Consider the following 19196-nt stretch of genomic DNA (forward strand, 5'->3'; position numbering starts at 1 on the left):
AGGTTTTGTAGCGTCCCCACCACCGCATCGGCCTGGCCACCCAACGACGCTCCAAAAGGTCAGCTCCAAATACTCGGAGGAGCCCCGCCATCTTGGCTGGTCACGCCGACCTCTACGACGCACCGCGGACCCGGACCGCCGGATCAGCCCGCCCGGCGCGGGCGCGGCGGGTCTCGCGGGCGGATAGTCGGAGGGCACTTCCCAGCCCTGTCCGATAACGAGCCGCACGCCCTGTCCCGCGAGAACGTCCGGCCCGTCGACGGAGGGCCCGCGTTCATTCGACCGACCGATTCTCAACACACCACAGTGCACGTGACTAGTCCGTCGCTACAGCGGGTGGCCAGCTCTGCGGTTCGACGTTGGCAGGCTTCTGACGGATGTCGTGGTCCCAGTCGAACACCGGAGGTGGTGGGCCCCACTGCTTCGGCTCTCCGAACGAAACAGTTTTCGCCCCGAATCTCACCTCTTCAAACCTGGCGGGGCTGGAAGAGAAGAACACACCATCGAACCGAGCGCCGCCGGAGAACTCCGCGCTCACGAACCAGACTCCGCCGGAGAAGGTTGTGTCATCGAACCGGACGCTACCGGAGAAGGACGCGTCATCGAACCTGGCGCTGCCGGAGAAGGACACGCCATCGAACCGAGCGTCGCCGGAGAACTCCGCGCTCACGAACAGGGCGTCACTGGAGAACGTTGGGGACTGCCCCCGGTTTGGTTGATTCCTGATCTGTGAGGACTTCGTCCTCGCTGGAAGGATGTCCACCATGCCGAAGCCGTATCCGGAGGAGTTTCGCCGCGATGTCGTTGCGGTCGCCCGCAAGGGCAACTCCTCGATCAAGCAGGTCGCCAGGGATTTCGGGATCTCCGAAGCCTGCCTGCACAACTGGCTCAAACAGGCCGACATCGAGGACGGGAACAAGCCCGGCCTGACCCGGGAAGAGTCGGCGGAGCTGCGTGAGCTGCGTAAACGCACCAAACAGCTGGAACAGGAGAACGAGATCCTGCGCCGGGCCGCGGCGTTCTTTGCCCGCGAGCTGCCCCCAAAATGAGGTTCCCGCTGGTCCTCGAACTGGCCGCCGACGGGTTCGCTGTCGCGGTGATCTGCCGGGTTCTCGGATTCACGCCACAGGCGTTCTACAAGTGGAACAAAACCCCTGTCTCGCAGCGTGATTGGGACGATGCCCACCTGATCGACGCGGCTCGTGACATCCATGCCGACGACCCCGCGTTCGGCTACCGCTTCATCGCCGACGAGCTCGGTGATCGCGGGATTCGTGCGGGTGAGAATCGGGTGCAGCGATTGTGCTCGCAGCAGCGGATCTGGTCGGTGTTCGCCCGCAAACGCGGCCTCAGCAAGCGTGCGGGTCCGCCCGTCCATGACGATCTCGTCGCTCGCGAGTTCACCGCGACAGCACCGAATCGGTTGTGGCTCACCGACATCACCGAACATCGAACCGGCGAAGGAAAGCTCTATCTTTGCGCGATCAAGGACTGCTTTTCCAACCGGATCGTCGGTTACTCGATCGACGAGCGCATGACAGCCGCCCTGGCGGTCGCGGCCCTGCGCAACGCGGTCGCGATCCGCTCGCCGGTCGGCACCGTGGTTCATTCCGACAGGGGGCAGTCAATTTCGCTCCCGACGATTTGTGCATGCGTTGTCAGCCAACGGATTACGGGGCTCGATGGGGCGAGTTGGGGCGTGTGGTGACAACGCCGCGATGGAGTCGTTCTTCGCGCTGTTGCAACGCAATGTCCTCGACCGCCGGCACTGGGCGACCCGCGAGGAGCTGCGTCTGGCGATCGTCATCTGGATAGAACGGACCTACCACCGCCGTCGGAGGCAACGTCGACCCGGCCGCCTGACGCCGATCGAGTTTGAGACAATCAATCAGCCCGCACTCGCGTCCTGAAACACCACACCCCGCGAGTCAACCGAACTCGGGGCAGTCCCGAGCACGTTCCTCCGCCCAGCCGGGTCCTTGTTGTCGTCGACCGCGTTGACCGCTACGCGGGCTTCTGGGCCGACGGAGGAGGCACGTACGGTTGTTCGATGGTGTAGAGGCGCCGGCGATAGGTCCGGTAGTCCGTGCCGCCGGTCGTGTCGATGGAGCGCTCCTGGAAGCTCACGACGTTCTCGTCGACGAGTTCGGCCAACCCCTTCAACCGGGTGCTCTCACCCAGTCCGTGCAGGTCGTGGAAACCTTGCTTGTTGAACCAGATGCCCTTGTCACGGTCGTTGTGATCGTGATGCGACAGCAGGCACAAGTACACCGCGAGACCCCGGCCGGTCAGACGTGAGATCAGGCCAGTAGTCCACAGTTGGTGCGGTACCCGCACATAGCTGCTCTCTTGGTCCTTGTAAGGCAGCTGGTAGGGCGTCCCGTCGCCGGTCTCGCTGAGGAGCCGCACGGTCGGCGTCTGGCCACCTTTGCCGCCCTCGAGAACCAGAAATCCGCGCTCATCCAGATCGTGCAGAGCATTGAGTACCCGACGGGCACCTGCAGCCGAGGGATCTTCCAGACCAGCCAGATCGGCCCACCAGCGGGCCGGCCGTGTCGCGTCGTGCGGTGGTGCCGCTGCAACCCAGATGATGGAAAGCAGTGTGGCCAGTCGGACGTGCCCACCGCGACCGCCACCGCTGCCACCGCTACTGCTGCTCATGAGCTCAGCAATCGGGCTACGCCCCCGCGGTGAGGTGGTCTGCAGGAAGTCCCTGCGCAACGGAGCTCCAAGGCGATACCGACGGTCCAACCGCGAGTTGAAGCGCTTCGCGGCCGAGTCGGTCGTTGCGGTCCGCGCCATCGCAATCTGCCTCTCCGCGAGTTTGGACGCATCGTGTAGTCATGTTTTAGTTATTACATAGTGCGTTGCGCTAACCATACTACACCCGTTGCGCTAGCGTACTTCGCGCGTTGCGCAGGGCAAGATTTGTCGACGAAATACGTTGCGCGGAGCCAGGCCGGTGTCGTAGCGTTCTTCACGCACAGGGTGGGATCGTGAGTCATGGATCGCCCCGTCTGCTGGTCGCTTGAGCTGAGCCCCTCTTTCGGGAAGGCAGAGTTGGCCACCGGTCGGTAAAGCCTGTGTACGGGCCTCGAGTGGCGCGCCACTCGAGGCCCGTTCTATATCCAGGGCCATACCGTCTGCCGGTCGGAGCGCACCATCCGGTGCCGATGCTCGCCAAATGGGCCCAACCGCATCGATTCTGAGCCCGATCTCGGCGGCGGTTGTCCGGCCCGGCCTACCTCCTCAAGGTCACCACCGCCTTGTAGTAGGCGGTGGTGACGCCGCACATGTTTAGGCGAGGACGAGGACCAGGTGCCACTGGCAGCAGTTGCAGAATCCGATGACCAGGGCCGCAGAGCCTCCAGTCGGCGCGTCCTCGGTTGTCGGCTCCCGTCCTTATGGTTGGGCCTATGACCGACATTTCGCCCCTGGCCGCCAGCGCGCGGGCCCAGTTTGGCGACGCCGGCGTGCACGCGATCGTGCGGGCCGGGCGCACCGTGCACGCGGTCAGCCTCGGCGCGTGGGTCGAGGACGAGGAAGTCCCGGAGCTGCTGTGCCGCACAGGGATCGCGGGATGGTCTCCCACCGTGCTGCAGCCGACCCGCGCCGCGGTCACCTGCGCGAGGTGCCTGCGTCGTCTCGGCGGGCCCTCCACGTCCCGGCAGCTCCCGCTGTTCGGTGACGACCAGGACGGATAGCCCTCTTCACTGGTGAACTCCTCGCGCGCGGGCGCGCGTACGCGCGCGAGACGCGATGGGACGAAAGGCCGGGACGCATGGAGCCCGGGACACGGGGGTGCAATACCCTCACACAGCGACAACCCCGGCGGATAGTCCCCGCCGGGGTTGTCGCTGTCTTCTGAGATATCGGAGTTATCGGCTGATACCGGTGGAGCTCGTCCGCCCGCGGCTGGTGGTGCGGGCCCGCGAGTGTTCCTGCCCGTTGGAGCGTTCGGGCCGGGTGGTGCAGGCCCGGGCGGCGCTTGCGGCCTGTCCGGCGTTGGCGGCCTGACGCTGGGCGAGCTGGTCGTCACGGGCCGCGACGACGCGCTCGATCTTCGCTGTCCACTGGTCGGTGCGCTCGGCGGCGGCCCGACCGATCTCCCCGGCTTGGCGGGCGCGCCCGTCGATGAGGACCCGGACGTCTTTCTGGACGTCGGGGTGGACCTTCTCCTCGGCGAGGGCCTGGGCCAGCTGGTCGCGCCGGTCCATGTAGTTCTTGCGGTCGGCGGGCAGGTCACCGGAGCGGGAGCCGCAGGCCACGGTGTAGATGCTGTCGGAGATCGAGGTCACCGCGTACCGCAGCTGGTCGTGGCGGTGATCAACAGGGACATCGGCACCCTCGATCACCTGCGTGACGGCCTCACGCGCGGCCGAGGACAGGACCGACGCGGTCGCGCTGATCCGCCCGGCCTCGGCATCAGCCTTGCTGCGTTCGTCGGCGAACAGCAGCTCCGGCAGATCCTCGCGGTCGCGGATACGGCCGGCGTCGATGTCGTAGAGGGTCTCCGAGAGCTGGCCACGCTCGATCGCCGCCAGGCCTTGGCCGCTGCTGATCGTCGCCCTCAAGTCGTCGTTGTTCTCCGCGAGCCGGGCGATCCGTTCGTGGACCTCGTCGGTGAGGTGCCCGCCGGGGCGGGTGTAGACCACACCGAAGCGGTCGCGCTCCTCAGCGGTCATGGCGCCCTCGGCCAGGTAGTCGGCCTCGGCGCGCAGCTCGAAGGTGTCGGCGACGTAGTCGGTGAGCTTCTCGCGGATCTCGTAGCGGTCGGTGTATCCGGGCCAGATGTCGAGGTCGGCAGGCTCACCGTGGGCGATCTTCTTGCCGACCTCGCGCACCTTGGCCTGGTCCGCAACGGTCATGACCGCGATTTCCTCGGTGACGAACCGCGCGGCGTTCGGGTTGCCGCGGAAGACGTCGAGGACTCGGGGGATGCGCCCGCGGGCCTCTTCACCGGGGTCGACGAACACCGGCGACGCCAGCAGGTTCGCCTCGCGGGTCTTGCCGCGCAGGTAGTCCACAACGAACTCCACCCGCGCCCGGTCGGCCTCGGACAGCTGCACGCCACTCAGAGCGGTCGCCAGCCTGGCGCGCCGGTTGCTCTCGCTGGTCAGGTGCGCGTTCGGGTTGTCGGGGTCGATCTGGTCGCGCCAGGCCGTGATCGCTTCGGAGACGGGGCCTTTCACTGCTGCCCGCAGCCCCATGGCGGAGACGATGTCCATCACCGCCGATTCCCGCTGCCACAGCCGGTCCGCGTCCGCGCGGTCCTGAGGGGGTTCCGGTAGTAATCGCGCGGAAAACAACACATATGGCTGGACCAGCGGCGATGGTGTTGTGGTTGGTTCGGGCTGACGTGCAGATGGGCGTCAGATCTGGGGTGGGGTGGGGTTGCTGATGATGCGGTGGATGGTGGAGCGGCCGACGCTGTATTCCTCGGCGAGGTCGGCCAGGCTGGCGTCGTCGTCGGGGTCGTGGTAGCGGCGGTGGATCGTTTTGCGTGCTGCGAGAGGCAGTTTCGGCGCTTTGCCCTTGAGACGGCCTTTGGCGCGGGCCTTGGCCATGCCTTCGCGGGTGCGCAGGTGATTCAGGTTGGCCTCGAATTCGGCGACCATGGCCAGGGTTTGCAGGAAGAGTTTGCCGAACGGGTCGTGCCAGTCGTAGACGGAGCTGCCGAGCCCGAACAGGACATCGCGCTGGCGCAGGTCGGTCAGGATCTCTCCGGCTTCGGCCATGTTGCGGGCGAATCGGTCGAATTTCGTTGTGGTCAGCACCACCTGCCGTCCGGTGACGGCCGCCGCTGCCGAGGTCACCGCGGCGAGCGCGTTGTCGAGGCCGGCGCGGTTTTTGCGGGTGGTGCCGGAGAACCCGGTGTCGATGAAGATCCGTTCGCGTGGAACGCCGAGCGCGAGCAGTTGGTCGGTTTGGATCTCGACGTCTTGTTCGTCGGTGGAGCAACGGCAGTATCCGACGCGGAACGGTTCACCCATACCCGGAATTGTTCCGGATAGCGGGGGTTGAGCGGGACAGTGCTCGGAACACCTCTACGGAACAGGTGCGAGCTGGGTCGGAAGCGGCGCGGCGGGGTGTTCCGTTGGCCGATCGGCATACGGAACACCCCGCCAAGCATTTCGGGCCCGCCCGGTTGCGGGCGTCCCGAAAGTTGGGTCAGTGAGCGGAAGTTGCCCTTGGGGCGGGTCGGGTGCGGCGTGGGTAGGGGTTGCGGGCGTGGGGGTGACGGGGGTCGGGGGATCGAGGTGCTGCCGGATCGGCGCGCATGGCGGGCTGCATGATCGTGTCCCACCACGGGCGCAGGGGGCTGGGCTCGGGCCAGTACACGACCGAGGAGTCCTCGGGATCGGTTGCGGCGGCGGGTATCCGGCGCCCAGCAGCGCGAGGGCGCGGGTGGCCGGCGGCTTGGGGCGGGTGTGTAGTAGTCATGGCGATTACTGGAGTCGGGCTGTGCTGGGAAGCAGGTGTGATGCGGTCGCGTCTGGTTCGGTCAGGTGCTGGTGTCCGGCTCATGCGGCGCGCGCACGGCAGCGGGATCGATACGGCCGATCGGGTCGGGTTCGGGGGCGCGGCCGGCCGGTGCCCGCTGCGGGTGTGGGCCCGACGCTGGTGGTGCGGGTGTAGGGCACGACGCGGGTGGCTTCGGGGCCGCGGGCGGTATCGGTGGCGGTGAACACCACCGGTTGCCCGGTGTGCAGGGTTTTGAGTCCGGGGACGTCGATCGCCTGGTAGTCGACGAACACCGCGGGGCCGGTGTCGGGTGTCAGGAACCCGAAGCCCTTTTCGGTGTTGAACCAGGCGACGTGGCCGTGCTGCCAGCGCGGCAGCTGCTGTGCGTCGTGGGTGTGGGGTTCGCCCCGGGAGGTGGCGAGGTCTGGGCACTCAGTCGGCATTGTGGTGGTCGTAGTCGTCGTCATCGCAGTCCAGTGGGGTGATCCAGGCTTGGTCGATACGGTCGGTGAGTGTGGCGTGCTCGAGCGCGCCGCGCATGGTTTCGGTCGTCGGTGCCAGTGTCGTCGGGTCCAGTCCGGCATCGCGGTCGCTGTCGCCGATGGGAAGGTTCTGTTCGGCGCGGTCGAAGTCGCTGCCTGCCGGGGCGAAGGTCGCGGTGCTGCTCATTGCTCTGCCCTCCTCGGGTCGATCGTGGTCGATGAAGCGAAAGGGGCCGGGTGAGCCCGGAAGAACCACAGCTGACCGGGCTCACCCGTCGACGGAAGGAATCTGAACAGGACTTCCCTGTGAGGTGTTCTCGCGCGGGCCGACGAACCCGTGCCCTGCCGGGTGCCACTCGCGGTGGCTGTGCACGCGCCGGACCGAGGGGTGTCCGTGAGGCGCGGGTGCAGGTGCGCAGGCCCGGACACGGTCGTCGGCCCGTGGTCGCGAGAACTGTTGTGTAGGAGAACGTTTCGTGTGATCGGCGTTGTTTGTCGATGTCTGACGGGCATCACCTCGCTCTCACTGGTCGTCGAACACCGGTTCGAGCCGGGCTCGGGTGTGCTGTGGGCGGGCCGCGTCCTCGACCCTGCGCGGGGCCGGGCCGATGACTAGGGTGCCGTGCGCTCGGCCGCCGGCGGCCCGGCCGTGGCCGGGGTGTGTGGGGTTCGCGGTGCGGCGGGCAGTCCCAGCGGTCGACGGCGCGGCACAGGATGTCGTCGATCTCGGCGAACAGGGCCTCGAGATCGGGATCCAAGCCCAGCAGCCGCGAATCCAGCCACGACAGCTCCTGCGCGGTCTCGCTCGGTGCGCGCCCGGTCGCGCATCTCGTCACGAGGATCATCACAGGGCCTCCCGTGATGGCGCCGGCGCTCAGGCGTTGATGGCCTGATGCTCGCCGTTGTGGTGGATGATCTCGATCTTGCGGGGTTTGGCCTTCTCCGCGACCGGGATCACCAGCCGCAGTACCCCGTCGCGGTAGTCGGCGCGGATGGCGTCGGTGTCGAGGTTCTCACCCAGGAACAGCTGGCGGGAGAACACCCCGCGGGTGCGTTCGGCGGCGAGCATCGACCGGTCCGGGTCCAGTTGCGGGCGTGATGCCTTGACGGTGATCACGTTGCGTTCGATGTCCAGGTCCAGGGAGTCGGGGTCGATGCCGGGTAGGTCGAGTTCGACGTAGAAGTCGTCGCCCTCGCGCCAGGCGTCCATCGGCATGACTGCCGGACGCGCCGACGTGCCGAACATCTGCTGGGTCAGGCGATCCAGATCCCGGAACGGATCGGTGCGCATCAGCATGGTCGCCACCTCCACTCACTCCATTCTCTCTCGGTGGTGCTCAGATAACCTCTGTCATCTGGCTTAGATTTGTTTTAGCACTCTAGCGAGGAGAGTGCAAGCGGCGCGCTGAGGTAATCTGGTGGCATCGAGAAAGAGAGAGCAGATGCTGGATCGACACGACCCCCTGCCCGGTCCGGGTGGTGCTCACCGGCCGGGCCCTGGACAAGCGGTGTACGGGATCTCGGTGGCCGCCGAGCTGGCGGGGATGGGGGCGCATTCGCTGCGCCTGTACGAGCAGCACGGGCTGGTCACCCCGGCCCGTAGCGCGGGAGGTACCCGCCGCTACAGCGACGACGACCTCGCCCGGCTGGCGCGCATCGCCGCGTTGGCCGGCCAAGGGATCAACCTCGTCGCGATCGCGCGGATCCTCGACCTCGAAGACAGCAACACCGCACTACGCCACTCCAACGCCGCGCTCACCGCCGAACGCGACCGGCTCCGCGACACACCATGACCGCCACACCCCCGCCGATCGGCCCGCCCGCCACCGACACCGCGGTCCTCGAGCGGATCAACCCACTGCTGCACGACATCGCCCGCGACCTGGCCACCCTGCGCCAGCTCGAACACATCCAGCGCCAGCACCAGATCACACTCGCCTGCACCGAGGCCATCGCCACCGACCTGCACGCCGAGATCACCACGCTGGCACAGGATCTCGCTCATGCCCATACACTCCCCGAACCCGCGCACCCGCACACTTCCCCCGCCGTGCCTCGCCGGCCAGGATCAGGATCAGGATCAGAACAGGGTGTCGCGCATCCGTAGCGGCCGGTAGCCGGTGGGTCCGAGGGCGGCGAGTTCGGCGTCGATGTCGACCTCGATGGCGCCGAAGAAGTTGATGTTCTCGCTGTGCGCGGGCGAGATGTGGGCCAGCACGTCGGCGTCGATGCGGCGGCCTTGGCGGCGCATCTGGTCGACGGCGAGCCCGTAGTACTCGGTGGTCCAGGTGATCAGGGCGTTGGTGACCAGGGTCAGACACCATGCCTGCTCGGTCTGGGCTTCCAGGTGACGGGCGCGGATGGCTCCATCGTGGGCGTAGATGAGGCCACGTTTGAGGGCATGGATGGACTCGCCCTTGTTGAGCTGACGCGAGATCTTGCGCCGGTAGTCAGGATCGGTCAGATACCGGCAGGCGTAGATCGTGCGGCGCATCGCCCCGTACTCCTTCAACGCTGCGGCCAGCGCGTTCTGGCGCCCGGACGCGGACAGCTTGCCGACCAGCAGGGACGCGGTGGCGTGCCCGAATTTCAGCGATCCGGCCAGCCGCAACAGGTCGTCGTAGTGCTCGGCGATCAGGTCCAGATTCGACTTCCGTGTCAGCAGAGGACCGGCGTGTGGGAACCGTGTTTCGGCCTCGGTGCGCTGCACCGGCCGGTACAGGGTGATCTTGCCCAGGTCGCGGATGCGTGGGGACAGCTGCATCCCCAGCAAATCGAACAGCGCGAAGTTCACCAGGGTGACGCCATGGCTATCGGTCGCATGCTCGGTGATCGGCAGATCCGTTGCGTTGCCGAGGATTTCGTCCAGTACGTAGTGGGCTTCGCGGCGGGTGGTGACGATGACCTTGGTGCCGTAGGTGGTGTGCTGATCGGTGACGTGGGTGTAGGTCGACAGGCCTTCCTCGGCGAAGAAGTGATTGACCGCGCGGGCAGTAGTCGATTTGCCGCGGGTGGGGAAACGCTGCCCGTCCGACGACGAGAGTGTGCCGGTGCCGAAAGCGGCTGTCAGCGGCAGCCTTTGGTGGTAGCCGATGATCGCCAGGTTCGCCGCGCGCAGCGTCTCCTCCCGCACATACCATTCCACGGTCCAGGACAGGATGTCGTAGGAGATCCCCGACGCCGCGGCCATATTGGTCAATCCGAGGTTCGTCGAATAGGCCAGCAGCACCGCGATCAGATTGCGTTTCAACTCGCGGCTGCGCGCCTGCTTGCCGCCCGCGTGGGTGAAGCAGTCCAGGTAGCCGGTGCGTTTGTCCATCTCGATCAGCACCGACACGATCGGCGCGAACGGCAGCATCTCGGTCAGCTCGGTCTTCAACTCGATGGCCTCGGTCGGGATGTCCTCGGCAGTCAGGGGAGAGATCACCAGATCACCGGCCTCGTCCAGGCGCACCGGCCCGTCACCGGCGGTGAGCATCTGCTCCAGCTCACCGACCGCCGCTGTCCACTCGTCGGTGAGCGCGGCCAACGCGGCCGCCGGGTCGGCCGGTTTGTCGACCAGGCGGCAGAATTCGGCCCGCTGCGGCTCCCATTGGGCCGAGGTGAGCAGGTATGCGGCCGGGTCGGCGTAGCGGCGTGATCCGGGCACGAACACGTCCCCGGTACGCAACCCGTCCCGCAACCCCAACAGCACACACAGCTCCCAAAAGTGCCGATAGGCCACGGTATTGCCGGTCTTGCGAGCCTCGTCGAGATAGCCGCGCCACTTGGTCGGCACGAACCCCGTCGGTGCGTCGTCGAACACCTTGCGGCGGCCGGTCGCGTTCAGCTCGCGCAGCATGTTCACCGCGATCAGCAACTCCGTCGCCGCCGTGCCGCCGCAGAACCGCACCGCCGAGAGCACCGCCGGAGTGAACTTCCGCAGATACGAATACGACGAATCGAGAGCGGCCAGATGCCCGTGATCACGCGGTAGCCGCGGCTGGGCCTGCGCGGTCGCGGCCCGTAGCCGCTCCAACCCGATGCTTTCGCCCCGGATCAACCCGCCCACATCCTCATCAGGGATCTGCGGGTCGATGAGGATCGCCAGCACGTCATCCAGCAGCGCCTGCCGGTCCTCCCCGGTCTTCGCCCGGTCGGCCAGTCGCTCCCGCATCCGGTTCTCCGCGGCGCTGAACTTCCCCGACAGCGCCTGATCGAACAACGCCACCACCTCATCGAGCACATCAGCGGCCGACTGCGCCAACACCGTCAACAAGATCGGATACCGGCGCTGCGGATCACGACGCTCCAAAGCCTGCCCGGTCAGCCGGCGACCGAGGGTGGCCAGAAACCGGCGGCGCTCCGCCGGCAACACCGACAGATCGAGGGTGTCCGCGCCCAGGCCGCGCACAAACCCCAGCTTCTCGACCTCGTTGCGCACCGCGGCCGCCGACGCCTCCACCGGAGGTGTCGACAGCCACCGCAGCCGTGACATCCGGATCGAGGCATCGGTGACCAGCAAGCCGTCCAACTCCGCGCAGCGTTGCGGGGTCAACTCGTGCGCCAACCGGTCGTAGGTCTCACGTTGGGCCTGCTCACGCGCGTGCACGACGCGGCGAACCACGGTGTCGGGGCTGGGCCGGATCACCCGCGCCGAGATCAGATACTCACACCCCAACCGAAACAGCAGGGTCGGGGAATCGTGCTCCATCGCCCGCGCCAACAGGAACTCGTCGAGCTCTTTCAACTCCATCGCCCCCGCGCTCCGCCAGCTCAGATACTGGGCCACCAGGCGCAGATGCGCGGTGCGGGTCTGCGCCCGACGACCATACGAACGGATCTGCGACGCATCGACTTTCAGCTGATCCGCCAACCGCGCCACCACCACCGCAGGCGCGGCCGCGACCCTGTCCGGCACGAACCCCAACCACGGCAACGTGCACAACGCCACCGCCAAACCGAGCTGATCCTCCGGACCACGACCCCGCCCCGGCGCAACGAACGCGATATCGGCCAGCGTCAGCGTAAAGAACCGGAACAGCTCCTCGCGGCTGATCTCCGGAAACTCCCGCAGCCGCACCAACTCCTCAGCCGCGAACACCTGCGTCGCCACGAAACCCGCCCTCCAGCACACCGACCAACCTCATCGGCAGCCAAGCCAAGCACCTGCCGAACCCGCCCGCAGCCCAACCGATCACAACGCCATCCGTGCTGGTCCAGCCATATGTGTTGTTTTCCGCGCGATTACTACCGGAACCCCCTGAGCGGCCACGGCGTCAAAGCCCGGATCGACACTGACGCTGAAGGTTTCGGGGTCGACGACCACACCCCACTGGGCGGCGTAGCGGCCGGTCAGCTCGTTCAGCGCTTCCTGGGCGATCTCGGAGTTGCCGCTCCACAGCATCGCGTCGGAGAACACGGCCACGGTGGCGGGCAGGTTGTGCCAGGGGATCGACTGCATGCGGGCCTCGGCGGCGGCCTGGTCCTCGCTGTAGCGGGCCCGCAGCGCCTCCACCGCGTCCTCACCCTCGGCGCGGGCGTTGTCGATGTTCTGGGCCAAGGCCGCGTCGTCGACCCGGGCCTGGTTGGCGGCGACGGTGGCCAGCAGGAACGCGATGCGCTGGTTGTGGCCGTGCGGGGCGACGGCCGGGTTGTCGGCGCGGTCGATGTCGGCGTAGTGCTCGGTCCAGTGCGGATCGTTGGACAGCTCGACGCGGTATTCGCGCAGATGCTCGGCCAGGGCGTGCTCGGCGCGCAGCTGTTCGTCCTCCGCGCCGACCTCGCCGGCCGCCCAGACCGCCCGCTCCAGCTCGTCGGCACGCAGGTGCATGTCGAGCGTGGAGTCGACAGCAGGGCCGTAGGTGGCCTGCACCTGCTCGAACAGCTCGGTGTCGGGGATTCCGCCGTGCCCGTGCTGCGGTGCGGCGGTGCCGAACTGGGACGAGACCACCAGCTCGGCGGCCTTGGCGAGTTTGTTGTCGGACATGGGATTTCCTTCTTTCGGGGTGGGGGTGTGCTCCCAGCCGGGAGTGGGATCGATGGGTTCGGCCAGTTCGGCGCGGGTGACGCCGTGACGCTCGGCGGCGCGGACCTGGTGTTCGACGGTGGCCTTGCGGATCGCGGCCAGCTGGGCCGGAGACGGCTGCCGCTTGTCGGGGGCGATGCGGGAGTCGTACAGGCGCGTCGGTCGCGCGCCCCTGCCGGTCATCAGCGCGACCAGCGACCGGCCCGGGGACTTGCCCATCGCCCGCAGCTGGCGGCGAGTTTTCAGGTGAGCGGGTGCGAGACCCCAGTCGTATTCCTGGGGCTCCCGGTCGGTCTCGGGATGCGGGCGGCCATCTGCACGATGAGCACGCCCGGCTCGGCGAACAGGCCGGCGTTCTCAGGCACCGCGAGCAGGTCACGGGCCAAAGCGTCGAGCGCGGTGACGGATGTGTTGTCGGACATGGTGGTTCCCTTTCTGGGGTCCTGCCCCGGAGGTTCCGGGGCAGGGGGTTTCAGCGGCCTCGGCCGTGGTCGCCGGGGCCTTTGCCGCGGGCGTGGTTGATGCGGTGCACGCCCGCGCCGAGGTCGGTGCGGCGCGGTTCGTCGCGGAACTTGATCCCGGCCGCAGCAGCAGCGGAGGCGGGTTTGGCCTGCCCGGCATCAGCGGCCAGGTGCTGGGCGACCTGGTCGGCGTCGTAGCCCTCAGCTCGCAACAGGGCCGCCAGCCCGGCGCGGCGCTCAGGGCTGTCGTAGGCGACCGGCGCCGGGGTCTGGGGTGCGCGCTGGGCGGCGAGGGCCTCACGGCGCTGGTCCCACTGATCGGCGATGTGGTTGGCGGTTTTGCCCATGCTGGCGGCCTCACCGGCGGCGGCCCGCACGAGGGCGGCGGTCCTGTTGCGCAGCGGCTCGCTCACCCCGACAGCGGCCAGGCGGGCGGTGAACCGTTCCGCGACCCCGGTCTGCTCGTAGTCGGGCAGGCTCGCGCGCCCCGCCGCCATGGCGGCGTGGGTGTCGGCGACCTTGGTGAGCTCGTCGCGGGTTCGGCGCACCGTGCCGCGCGGGACCGCGTTGGTGTCGAGGACCTTCTCGACCTCGTGGCGGCGTCCGGTGGCGGCCTCGTGAGCGAGCTGCACGGAGCGTTTGGCGTCGGCCTTCGCCCCGGAGCGGTCGTCGGCGAACAGCATTTGCGGCAGCTGCTTGTAGTCGCGGATCGCACCGGCCTCCAGCTCCCGCAGGACCGCTTTGAGCTGGTCCTTCTCCAGCTGGTGCAGACCTTCGCCGGTGGTGATGGCGGCGGTGATGTTCTTGCGGTGCTCGCTGATCTGCTTGTCCATCAGCGCGAGGGTCGTGCCCTCGACGATTCCGCCGGCGCGGATCGCGTCGGCCTCGACGAGCGGGGCCAGCTGCACCAGCTGCTGCACGTCGCGGGTGAGCGCGTCACGGTCGACGTGAGCGGGCCACAGCTTGCCGAAGTGGGCAGACGGGTTGGCCATGATGGCCTTGCCGCGGGCTCTGACCTTCTCCTGGTCCTCGGGGGTCAGCACCGACATCGCGTCGTCGAGCTCGGCTCGCGCGGCGGCGGTCATGCGCGTGTTGCCCACCCGCAGCCGGTCCTGGTAGCCGCGCAGCAGGTCATCGACGGCCGGTTTGACCTCCTCACCCGGGTCGACCAGGGAGACGCCCATCCGGCGCAGCTCCGCGGCCGGGGACACCGCCGAGATCACGTCGACCTTCCCGTCGGGGACCTCATCGAGCGGGGCCCCGAGATAGGAAGCGACGAACCGGATCTGGCGGCGGGTCTGCTCCCCGACGCCGTTGCCGGTGAGCTTGCGGGTCAGCTCACCCAGCCGCGACGCGCTCGGGTCGAGGTGCCATTTGTCGATCTCGGCGTAGAGCTGCTCCTTGGTGTTCTGGTCGATGTCCTCGGCCGCGACCATCGTGATCATGCGGTCGCGGGCGGTCTCGACCCGCAGGCTGCGGGCGTTGTCGGCTTCCATGCGCCCGAACTCGGCCAGCAGCGCCGGGGTCTGGCCGTCGCGGGGACCGACTTCACCGGTGAGGGGGTCGATGTCGAGGCCGTACCGGTCGCGCACGTGGGTGCGCAGCAACGCCAGGGACTGGCTGGCGACCTCGGACTCGCCCGCCCAGCCGACCGCCTCGGCGACAGCGTCGGCGAGCTCGCGCCGGTCGAGGTTGGCGAACCCGTTCGCGCGCAGCTTGTTCAGCTTCGCCTCGGCGGCGGCCTGGTCAGCGGCCAGCTGCGCCTCCGCGCGGGCCTTGGCCTCCTGGTCGGCGACGGCCTGGCGCTCGGCGGCCTCGCGAGCGGCTTCGATGCGGGCCCGCACGCGCTCGATGAGATGCATCATCAGCACCTTCAGGAAGGCGCTGAACTGGGTGGAGATGTGGTCGACGGTGTCGTCGTGGAGCGGGGTGTGCGGGTTGTCGCCGTAGGCGAAGCTCATGTCGGGTCCTTCTTCCTGGGGAGATGGCGCAGCCGAGACGGAATCGGTCTCGGCTGCAGGGTTTTCCGGTGTCCGGGCGGGCCCGGTGGGGGTGAAAGGATCCAGGTGCGGGACAGGCTCCAGATCCCCGATCTCGTGACCGGCCTGCAGGTGCTCGTGCAGGTCCTTGCCGGTCGCGGCCGCCACGACCCGCACCCGGGCGACCCGGCCGACGAGGCTGGCCATGACCCGCTCGGCGCGGCGGTAGCCGGGGGCGTCGCGGTCAGCGACGATGACGACGGACCCGGCGCCATGCAGCCATTCGGCGTGCTCGGGGCGCCAGGCCAGCGCGCCGCCGGCGTTGGTGGTGGCGGTCAGTCCGGCCTGTTCGGCGGCCAGGACGTCCTTCTCGCCCTCGCAGAGGTAGACGGTCCGCTGCTCGGCGATGGCTTCCAGGACCTGCGGCAGCCGGAACGGGACCGGCGCGAAACCGGTCTCGACCCAACCGTTCTCGGTCGCGGCGCGCTGATGGAACTTCTTGTCCCGGCCGCCGGCGAACCGCGCTTCGTGGCGGATGACCTCACCGGCGGGGCTGCCGTCAGCGCGTTCGTAGGTGTAGACAGCGGTCTGGCGCCACGGCGAAACCTGCTGGCCGAGGTCGCGTTTCGGTTTGACCAGGGGCAGCCCGGCGGCATCGATGGCGCGGTCGGCGCGGGTGGGCTGGCGGACCGGGGTGCGCTGTGGCCGGACCCGCCCGGCGTCGAGCCCGGAGGTGCGGGGGCGGTCGTACAGGTCGCGGACCTGCATGCCGAGCGAGGCGAGGACCTCACGGTCGTCGCAGCCCGCCCGGCACGAAATCTTCGTCTTCGCCTCGTCGGGCAGGTATTTCGCGATCAGCGACGGGTTGTGACGGCGGCCGTCTGCCTCGTGGACCGGGCAGTAGAACTTGGTCCACTCCCGCGCCGGGCGGCCCGGGCCCACCGCCCGCTCCAGCGCGGAGGTGATCCGCTCCCACGAACCCTGCGCGGCAGCGTGGGAGACGGTCCGGTCGGAGGTGGCGCTCACTCGGGGATCTCCCACGCGATTCTGCTGCGAACCGGGCGCTGCTCGGGCACGTAGAACCCGGCGGCGGTGATGTACTCGAACGGGTTGTCGGTGGCCGGGGTCTCGTCGGCGGCCTCACCGAACACCGACTCCGGGGCGGGCGTGCACGGCAGCTTGCACAGCTTGTCCTTGTGCCCTTCAGCGACAGAGCAGTATTTGAACGCGCCGAACTGGGTGTCGAGCAGGCGGTCCATGTGCGGGTCGAAGTGGTCGGTCCACCACTTCGACGGCTCCACCGTCTCGCCCTGGCGCAGCGCCTCGAAGGCCCGCCACATCGCGGAGAACCGGCCCACGGCCTCGCCGTGCTTCCACCACTCCGGGCACCAGCGCAGCGTCTTCTCACTGCCCGGCTTGGACACCTCACGCCGGTAGATCTGGGTGACGTAGTTCTCCACGAAGGCTTTGAGGCTGCGGTACTCCTTCTGCGGCGGCTCCGGCTGCTCCTCCTCGGCCTCGACGACCGGCTCCGGCTCCGGTCCAGGTTCGGGCTCCACGACGACGGGCGGGTTGAGCGCCAGTTCGGCCTCGTAGATCGCGGTCTCGCGCATCCCGGCGACGACCTCGGGGGTGAGCATGGTCGCGACCACGCCCTCGGCGATCTTCTTGGCCTTCGCACCGATCTGCGCGCCCACGGCCTTGCGGATCGCGTCTTCGAGCAGCTCGCCCAGGTGCTCGGCCGGGATCACCTCAGCGGCAATGGCTTCGGCGGTCTCGGTCCCGGCCTCGTTGTCGGCCTCGTTGTCGGCCGCGGGCTCGGGGGTGGTGTTCTCGGTGGCGGTCATGCGGTTTTGCCTTCCTCGTCGTCGGTCCAGGACGGCAGCGCGCGCAGATGCGGGCGCGCCTCGGCCTGGGTGGTGGGGTTGTCGAGTTCGTCGAGCACGGCCTTGATCTGGGCCGCGTACGGGCGGTCCCACCACGGGACGGGCTCGGCCAGGACCGGGCGGTGACCGTGGATGAACAGCACGACCCGGCCCACCGGCAGCGCGGCGAGATCGCTGGCGTGCAAGGTGGTTTCGCTGGTGCGTTGGGTGGAGGTCGAGTTCGAGGACCCGGACTTGCTGCTGGAATGGGAGGTGGAGGCCAGCAGCTCGTAATGCGGGCCGATCAACTCGGAGCGGTCCCGCAGGAACGCCGCGTCGTCCAGGCCCGGACCCAGGACCTTGACGTTGGCCGCCGACCACAGCGCGGTCATGCCGTCCGCACCCCAGCACCGCACACCCTGGGCCCAGGACTGCAGCACGGTCATCACGACCAGCCCGCGCGACCCGAAGTGGGAGTACTGCTTGGGCAAGTCCTTCCAGCGCACGATGTTGGCGGCCTCGTCGAGGACCATCAGCATCGGAACCGGCAGCCGCCCGCGCGGGTGCCTGCTGCCCTCGGTCGCGCCGGCGTCGGCGATCGCCGCGCACAACGCGGTGACCAGCGGGCCCGCGGAGCCTTCGTCTTCCATCGACAGCGGGTAGAGGGTGTCGCGCGAGCGCACGAACGCCTCCACATCGAAAGCGCGCCGCGGCTTCTCACCCTCGACAGGCGGGGTCACCCACGGCCGGATGTCCTCGAACTGCAGGCACATCGCCATCTTCTTGGCCGTCGAGAACACGCCACCGCGCTGCTCGACCGGGCTGCTGTACTGGTCCGACAGCGCCGAGGAGACCAGCGGGAACCCGGCATCGTGCAGGATCTCGACCGGCTCGTCGTTGTCGAGCTTGGTCACCCACTGGAACACCTGCGTGATCGGGCGCTTGGCCACCGCACACGCCAGGATCAGCGCCGACAGCAAGCTGCGGGCCTCAGGATCGAAGAACGCGTCGCGCTGCCCGGAGTCGTCGTCATCGGCGAAACGACCCGCCAGCTGCACCGCACGCCGCTGCACACCCGCCGGGCGGCCATCGCCGAACACCCACGCGATCGGATCCCAGTACCAGCTGCACTCCTCACCGGCGACACCCTGCGGGTCGAACACGTGCACGTCACCGACCTGCTTACGGGCCGCGCGGGTCGCGTCCACGACGTCACGCTTGTTCGACGTCGCGACCACCGCGCCGGGCGCGTCGAGCACCGCCGGAATCACCCGCGAGCTCGACTTACCGGTACGCGGCCCCCAGATATCGAGGTGCAGGTCCTCATAGGAGCCGTAGATCTCACGACCGTCGAGGACCGCCCGCGCTACCAGCACACCCGGTGCGTCGTTCTCGCGCAGCTGCACCTTCAGCGCGGCAGCCTTGGCCGCACGGGCAGAAGCGGTGAGGTCGTCGAGCTCGTGACCGCGGCCCATGTAGCGGGCCTGGGAATCGATCGCCTCGCGGCGGATCGGCTTTGCCTTGGCCGTAACAGGTTTCGTCTGCTTGGACCGCTTGGCCGCGTTCTTGGCGGCCTTACGGACAGCTTTGCGTTCGGCGGCGCGGTCCTTGAGCTCACCGCACTTCTCGCAGGCCGCGCGCCACGCCCACACCGTCCCGACCACACCGGCGACGGTCGACACCGCCACCGTTCCCAGCCCGGCCCACGCTTCGGCGGGCCACTGAAGGGACTGCTCGGCGAACAAATGCCAGCCCAGACCCACCGGATTCTTCAACGGAACGTCCTGGGCGGGCCCGCCGAACACCGGCGCCAGCCACACCGACAGGCCCGCGACCTCGATCAATGTAGGGACACCGACCGCAACACCGGCAGCGACGTACATCTGCCGCCACTCCTGATCCATCTCGCTACCAGGGGCTTTCACGCTGCGGTCCAT

The 19196-nt window shown here is 68.3% G+C and carries 16 protein-coding genes and 1 pseudogene; 4 read left to right on the forward strand and 13 right to left on the reverse strand.

Annotated elements, in window-relative coordinates:
• Positions 1-316: 316 nt before the first annotated feature.
• Entirely contained in the window at positions 317-766 is a 450-nt protein-coding gene (locus ACFYTS_RS35600; protein ID WP_387309629.1) for a pentapeptide repeat-containing protein, read from the reverse strand.
• Here ACFYTS_RS35600 and ACFYTS_RS35605 point away from each other — a divergent pair.
• Positions 765-1910: pseudogene (locus tag ACFYTS_RS35605) on the forward strand (IS3 family transposase). The gene ACFYTS_RS35600 and the pseudogene ACFYTS_RS35605 overlap by 2 nt on opposite strands.
• A gap of 94 nt (positions 1911-2004) precedes the next feature.
• Here ACFYTS_RS35605 and ACFYTS_RS35610 read toward each other — a convergent pair.
• Positions 2005-2661, reverse strand: a complete 657-nt coding sequence (locus ACFYTS_RS35610; RefSeq protein WP_387309630.1) for a hypothetical protein — start codon at positions 2659-2661, stop codon at positions 2005-2007.
• 755 nt (positions 2662-3416) lie between these two features.
• Here ACFYTS_RS35610 and ACFYTS_RS35615 point away from each other — a divergent pair.
• Positions 3417-3704, forward strand: a complete 288-nt coding sequence (locus ACFYTS_RS35615; RefSeq protein ID WP_387309631.1) for a hypothetical protein — start codon at positions 3417-3419, stop codon at positions 3702-3704.
• Positions 3705-3878: 174 nt separating this feature from the next.
• Here the strand turns inward: ACFYTS_RS35615 and ACFYTS_RS35620 are convergent, their stop codons facing one another.
• From ACFYTS_RS35620 to ACFYTS_RS35640, 5 genes are all read right to left on the reverse strand, one after another.
• The gene (locus ACFYTS_RS35620; RefSeq protein ID WP_387309632.1) at positions 3879-5231 is read right to left on the reverse strand and encodes a hypothetical protein; all 1353 of its coding nucleotides are present in this window, start codon (positions 5229-5231) and stop codon (positions 3879-3881) included.
• Between the two features lie 141 nt (positions 5232-5372).
• On the reverse strand, positions 5373-5993 hold the full coding sequence (locus tag ACFYTS_RS35625; protein ID WP_387309633.1) for a recombinase family protein: 621 nt from the start codon (positions 5991-5993) through the stop codon (positions 5373-5375).
• Between the two features lie 531 nt (positions 5994-6524).
• Positions 6525-6908 (reverse strand): cold shock domain-containing protein, encoded by a 384-nt coding sequence (locus ACFYTS_RS35630; RefSeq protein WP_387309634.1) that lies wholly within the window; start codon positions 6906-6908, stop codon positions 6525-6527.
• The gene (locus tag ACFYTS_RS35635) at positions 6898-7134 is read right to left on the reverse strand and encodes a hypothetical protein (protein ID WP_387309635.1); all 237 of its coding nucleotides are present in this window, start codon (positions 7132-7134) and stop codon (positions 6898-6900) included. The genes ACFYTS_RS35630 and ACFYTS_RS35635 overlap by 11 nt, the downstream gene beginning before the upstream one ends.
• A gap of 687 nt (positions 7135-7821) precedes the next feature.
• Positions 7822-8244: an Hsp20/alpha crystallin family protein gene (locus ACFYTS_RS35640; protein ID WP_387309636.1), complete on the reverse strand. Its 423-nt coding sequence runs from the start codon at positions 8242-8244 to the stop codon at positions 7822-7824.
• A 145-nt stretch (positions 8245-8389) separates the two neighbouring features.
• On the opposite strand from ACFYTS_RS35640, the gene ACFYTS_RS35645 reads away from it, so the two are divergent.
• Together ACFYTS_RS35645 and ACFYTS_RS35650 are read left to right on the forward strand one after the other, a co-directional pair.
• Positions 8390-8740, forward strand: coding sequence for a MerR family transcriptional regulator (locus tag ACFYTS_RS35645; protein WP_387309637.1), 351 nt, complete (start codon positions 8390-8392; stop codon positions 8738-8740).
• Positions 8737-9054, forward strand: coding sequence for a hypothetical protein (locus tag ACFYTS_RS35650; protein ID WP_387309638.1), 318 nt, complete (start codon positions 8737-8739; stop codon positions 9052-9054). Before ACFYTS_RS35645 ends, ACFYTS_RS35650 begins: the two co-directional genes overlap by 4 nt.
• Here ACFYTS_RS35650 and ACFYTS_RS35655 read toward each other — a convergent pair.
• From ACFYTS_RS35655 to ACFYTS_RS35680, 6 genes are all read right to left on the reverse strand, one after another.
• The gene (locus ACFYTS_RS35655; RefSeq protein WP_387309639.1) at positions 9028-12042 is read right to left on the reverse strand and encodes a Tn3 family transposase; all 3015 of its coding nucleotides are present in this window, start codon (positions 12040-12042) and stop codon (positions 9028-9030) included. The two genes, ACFYTS_RS35650 and ACFYTS_RS35655, sit on opposite strands and share 27 nt — an antisense overlap.
• Positions 12043-12123: 81 nt before the next feature.
• Positions 12124-13173 (reverse strand): hypothetical protein, encoded by a 1050-nt coding sequence (locus ACFYTS_RS35660; RefSeq protein WP_387309640.1) that lies wholly within the window; start codon positions 13171-13173, stop codon positions 12124-12126.
• A 23-nt stretch (positions 13174-13196) separates the two neighbouring features.
• Complete coding sequence (locus ACFYTS_RS35665) at positions 13197-13376, reverse strand: hypothetical protein (RefSeq protein WP_387309641.1); 180 nt, start codon at positions 13374-13376, stop codon at positions 13197-13199.
• Between the two features lie 50 nt (positions 13377-13426).
• The gene (locus tag ACFYTS_RS35670; RefSeq protein WP_387309642.1) at positions 13427-16420 is read right to left on the reverse strand and encodes a toprim domain-containing protein; all 2994 of its coding nucleotides are present in this window, start codon (positions 16418-16420) and stop codon (positions 13427-13429) included.
• Positions 16417-17241: a DUF4913 domain-containing protein gene (locus tag ACFYTS_RS35675; RefSeq protein ID WP_387309643.1), complete on the reverse strand. Its 825-nt coding sequence runs from the start codon at positions 17239-17241 to the stop codon at positions 16417-16419. Before ACFYTS_RS35675 ends, ACFYTS_RS35670 begins: the two co-directional genes overlap by 4 nt.
• On the reverse strand, positions 17238-19196 hold the full coding sequence (locus ACFYTS_RS35680) for a type IV secretory system conjugative DNA transfer family protein (protein ID WP_387309644.1): 1959 nt from the start codon (positions 19194-19196) through the stop codon (positions 17238-17240). Before ACFYTS_RS35680 ends, ACFYTS_RS35675 begins: the two co-directional genes overlap by 4 nt.

The sequence above is a fragment of the Nocardia sp. NPDC004151 genome, assembly GCF_042874235.1.
Classification (GTDB): Bacteria; Actinomycetota; Actinomycetes; order Mycobacteriales; family Mycobacteriaceae; genus Nocardia.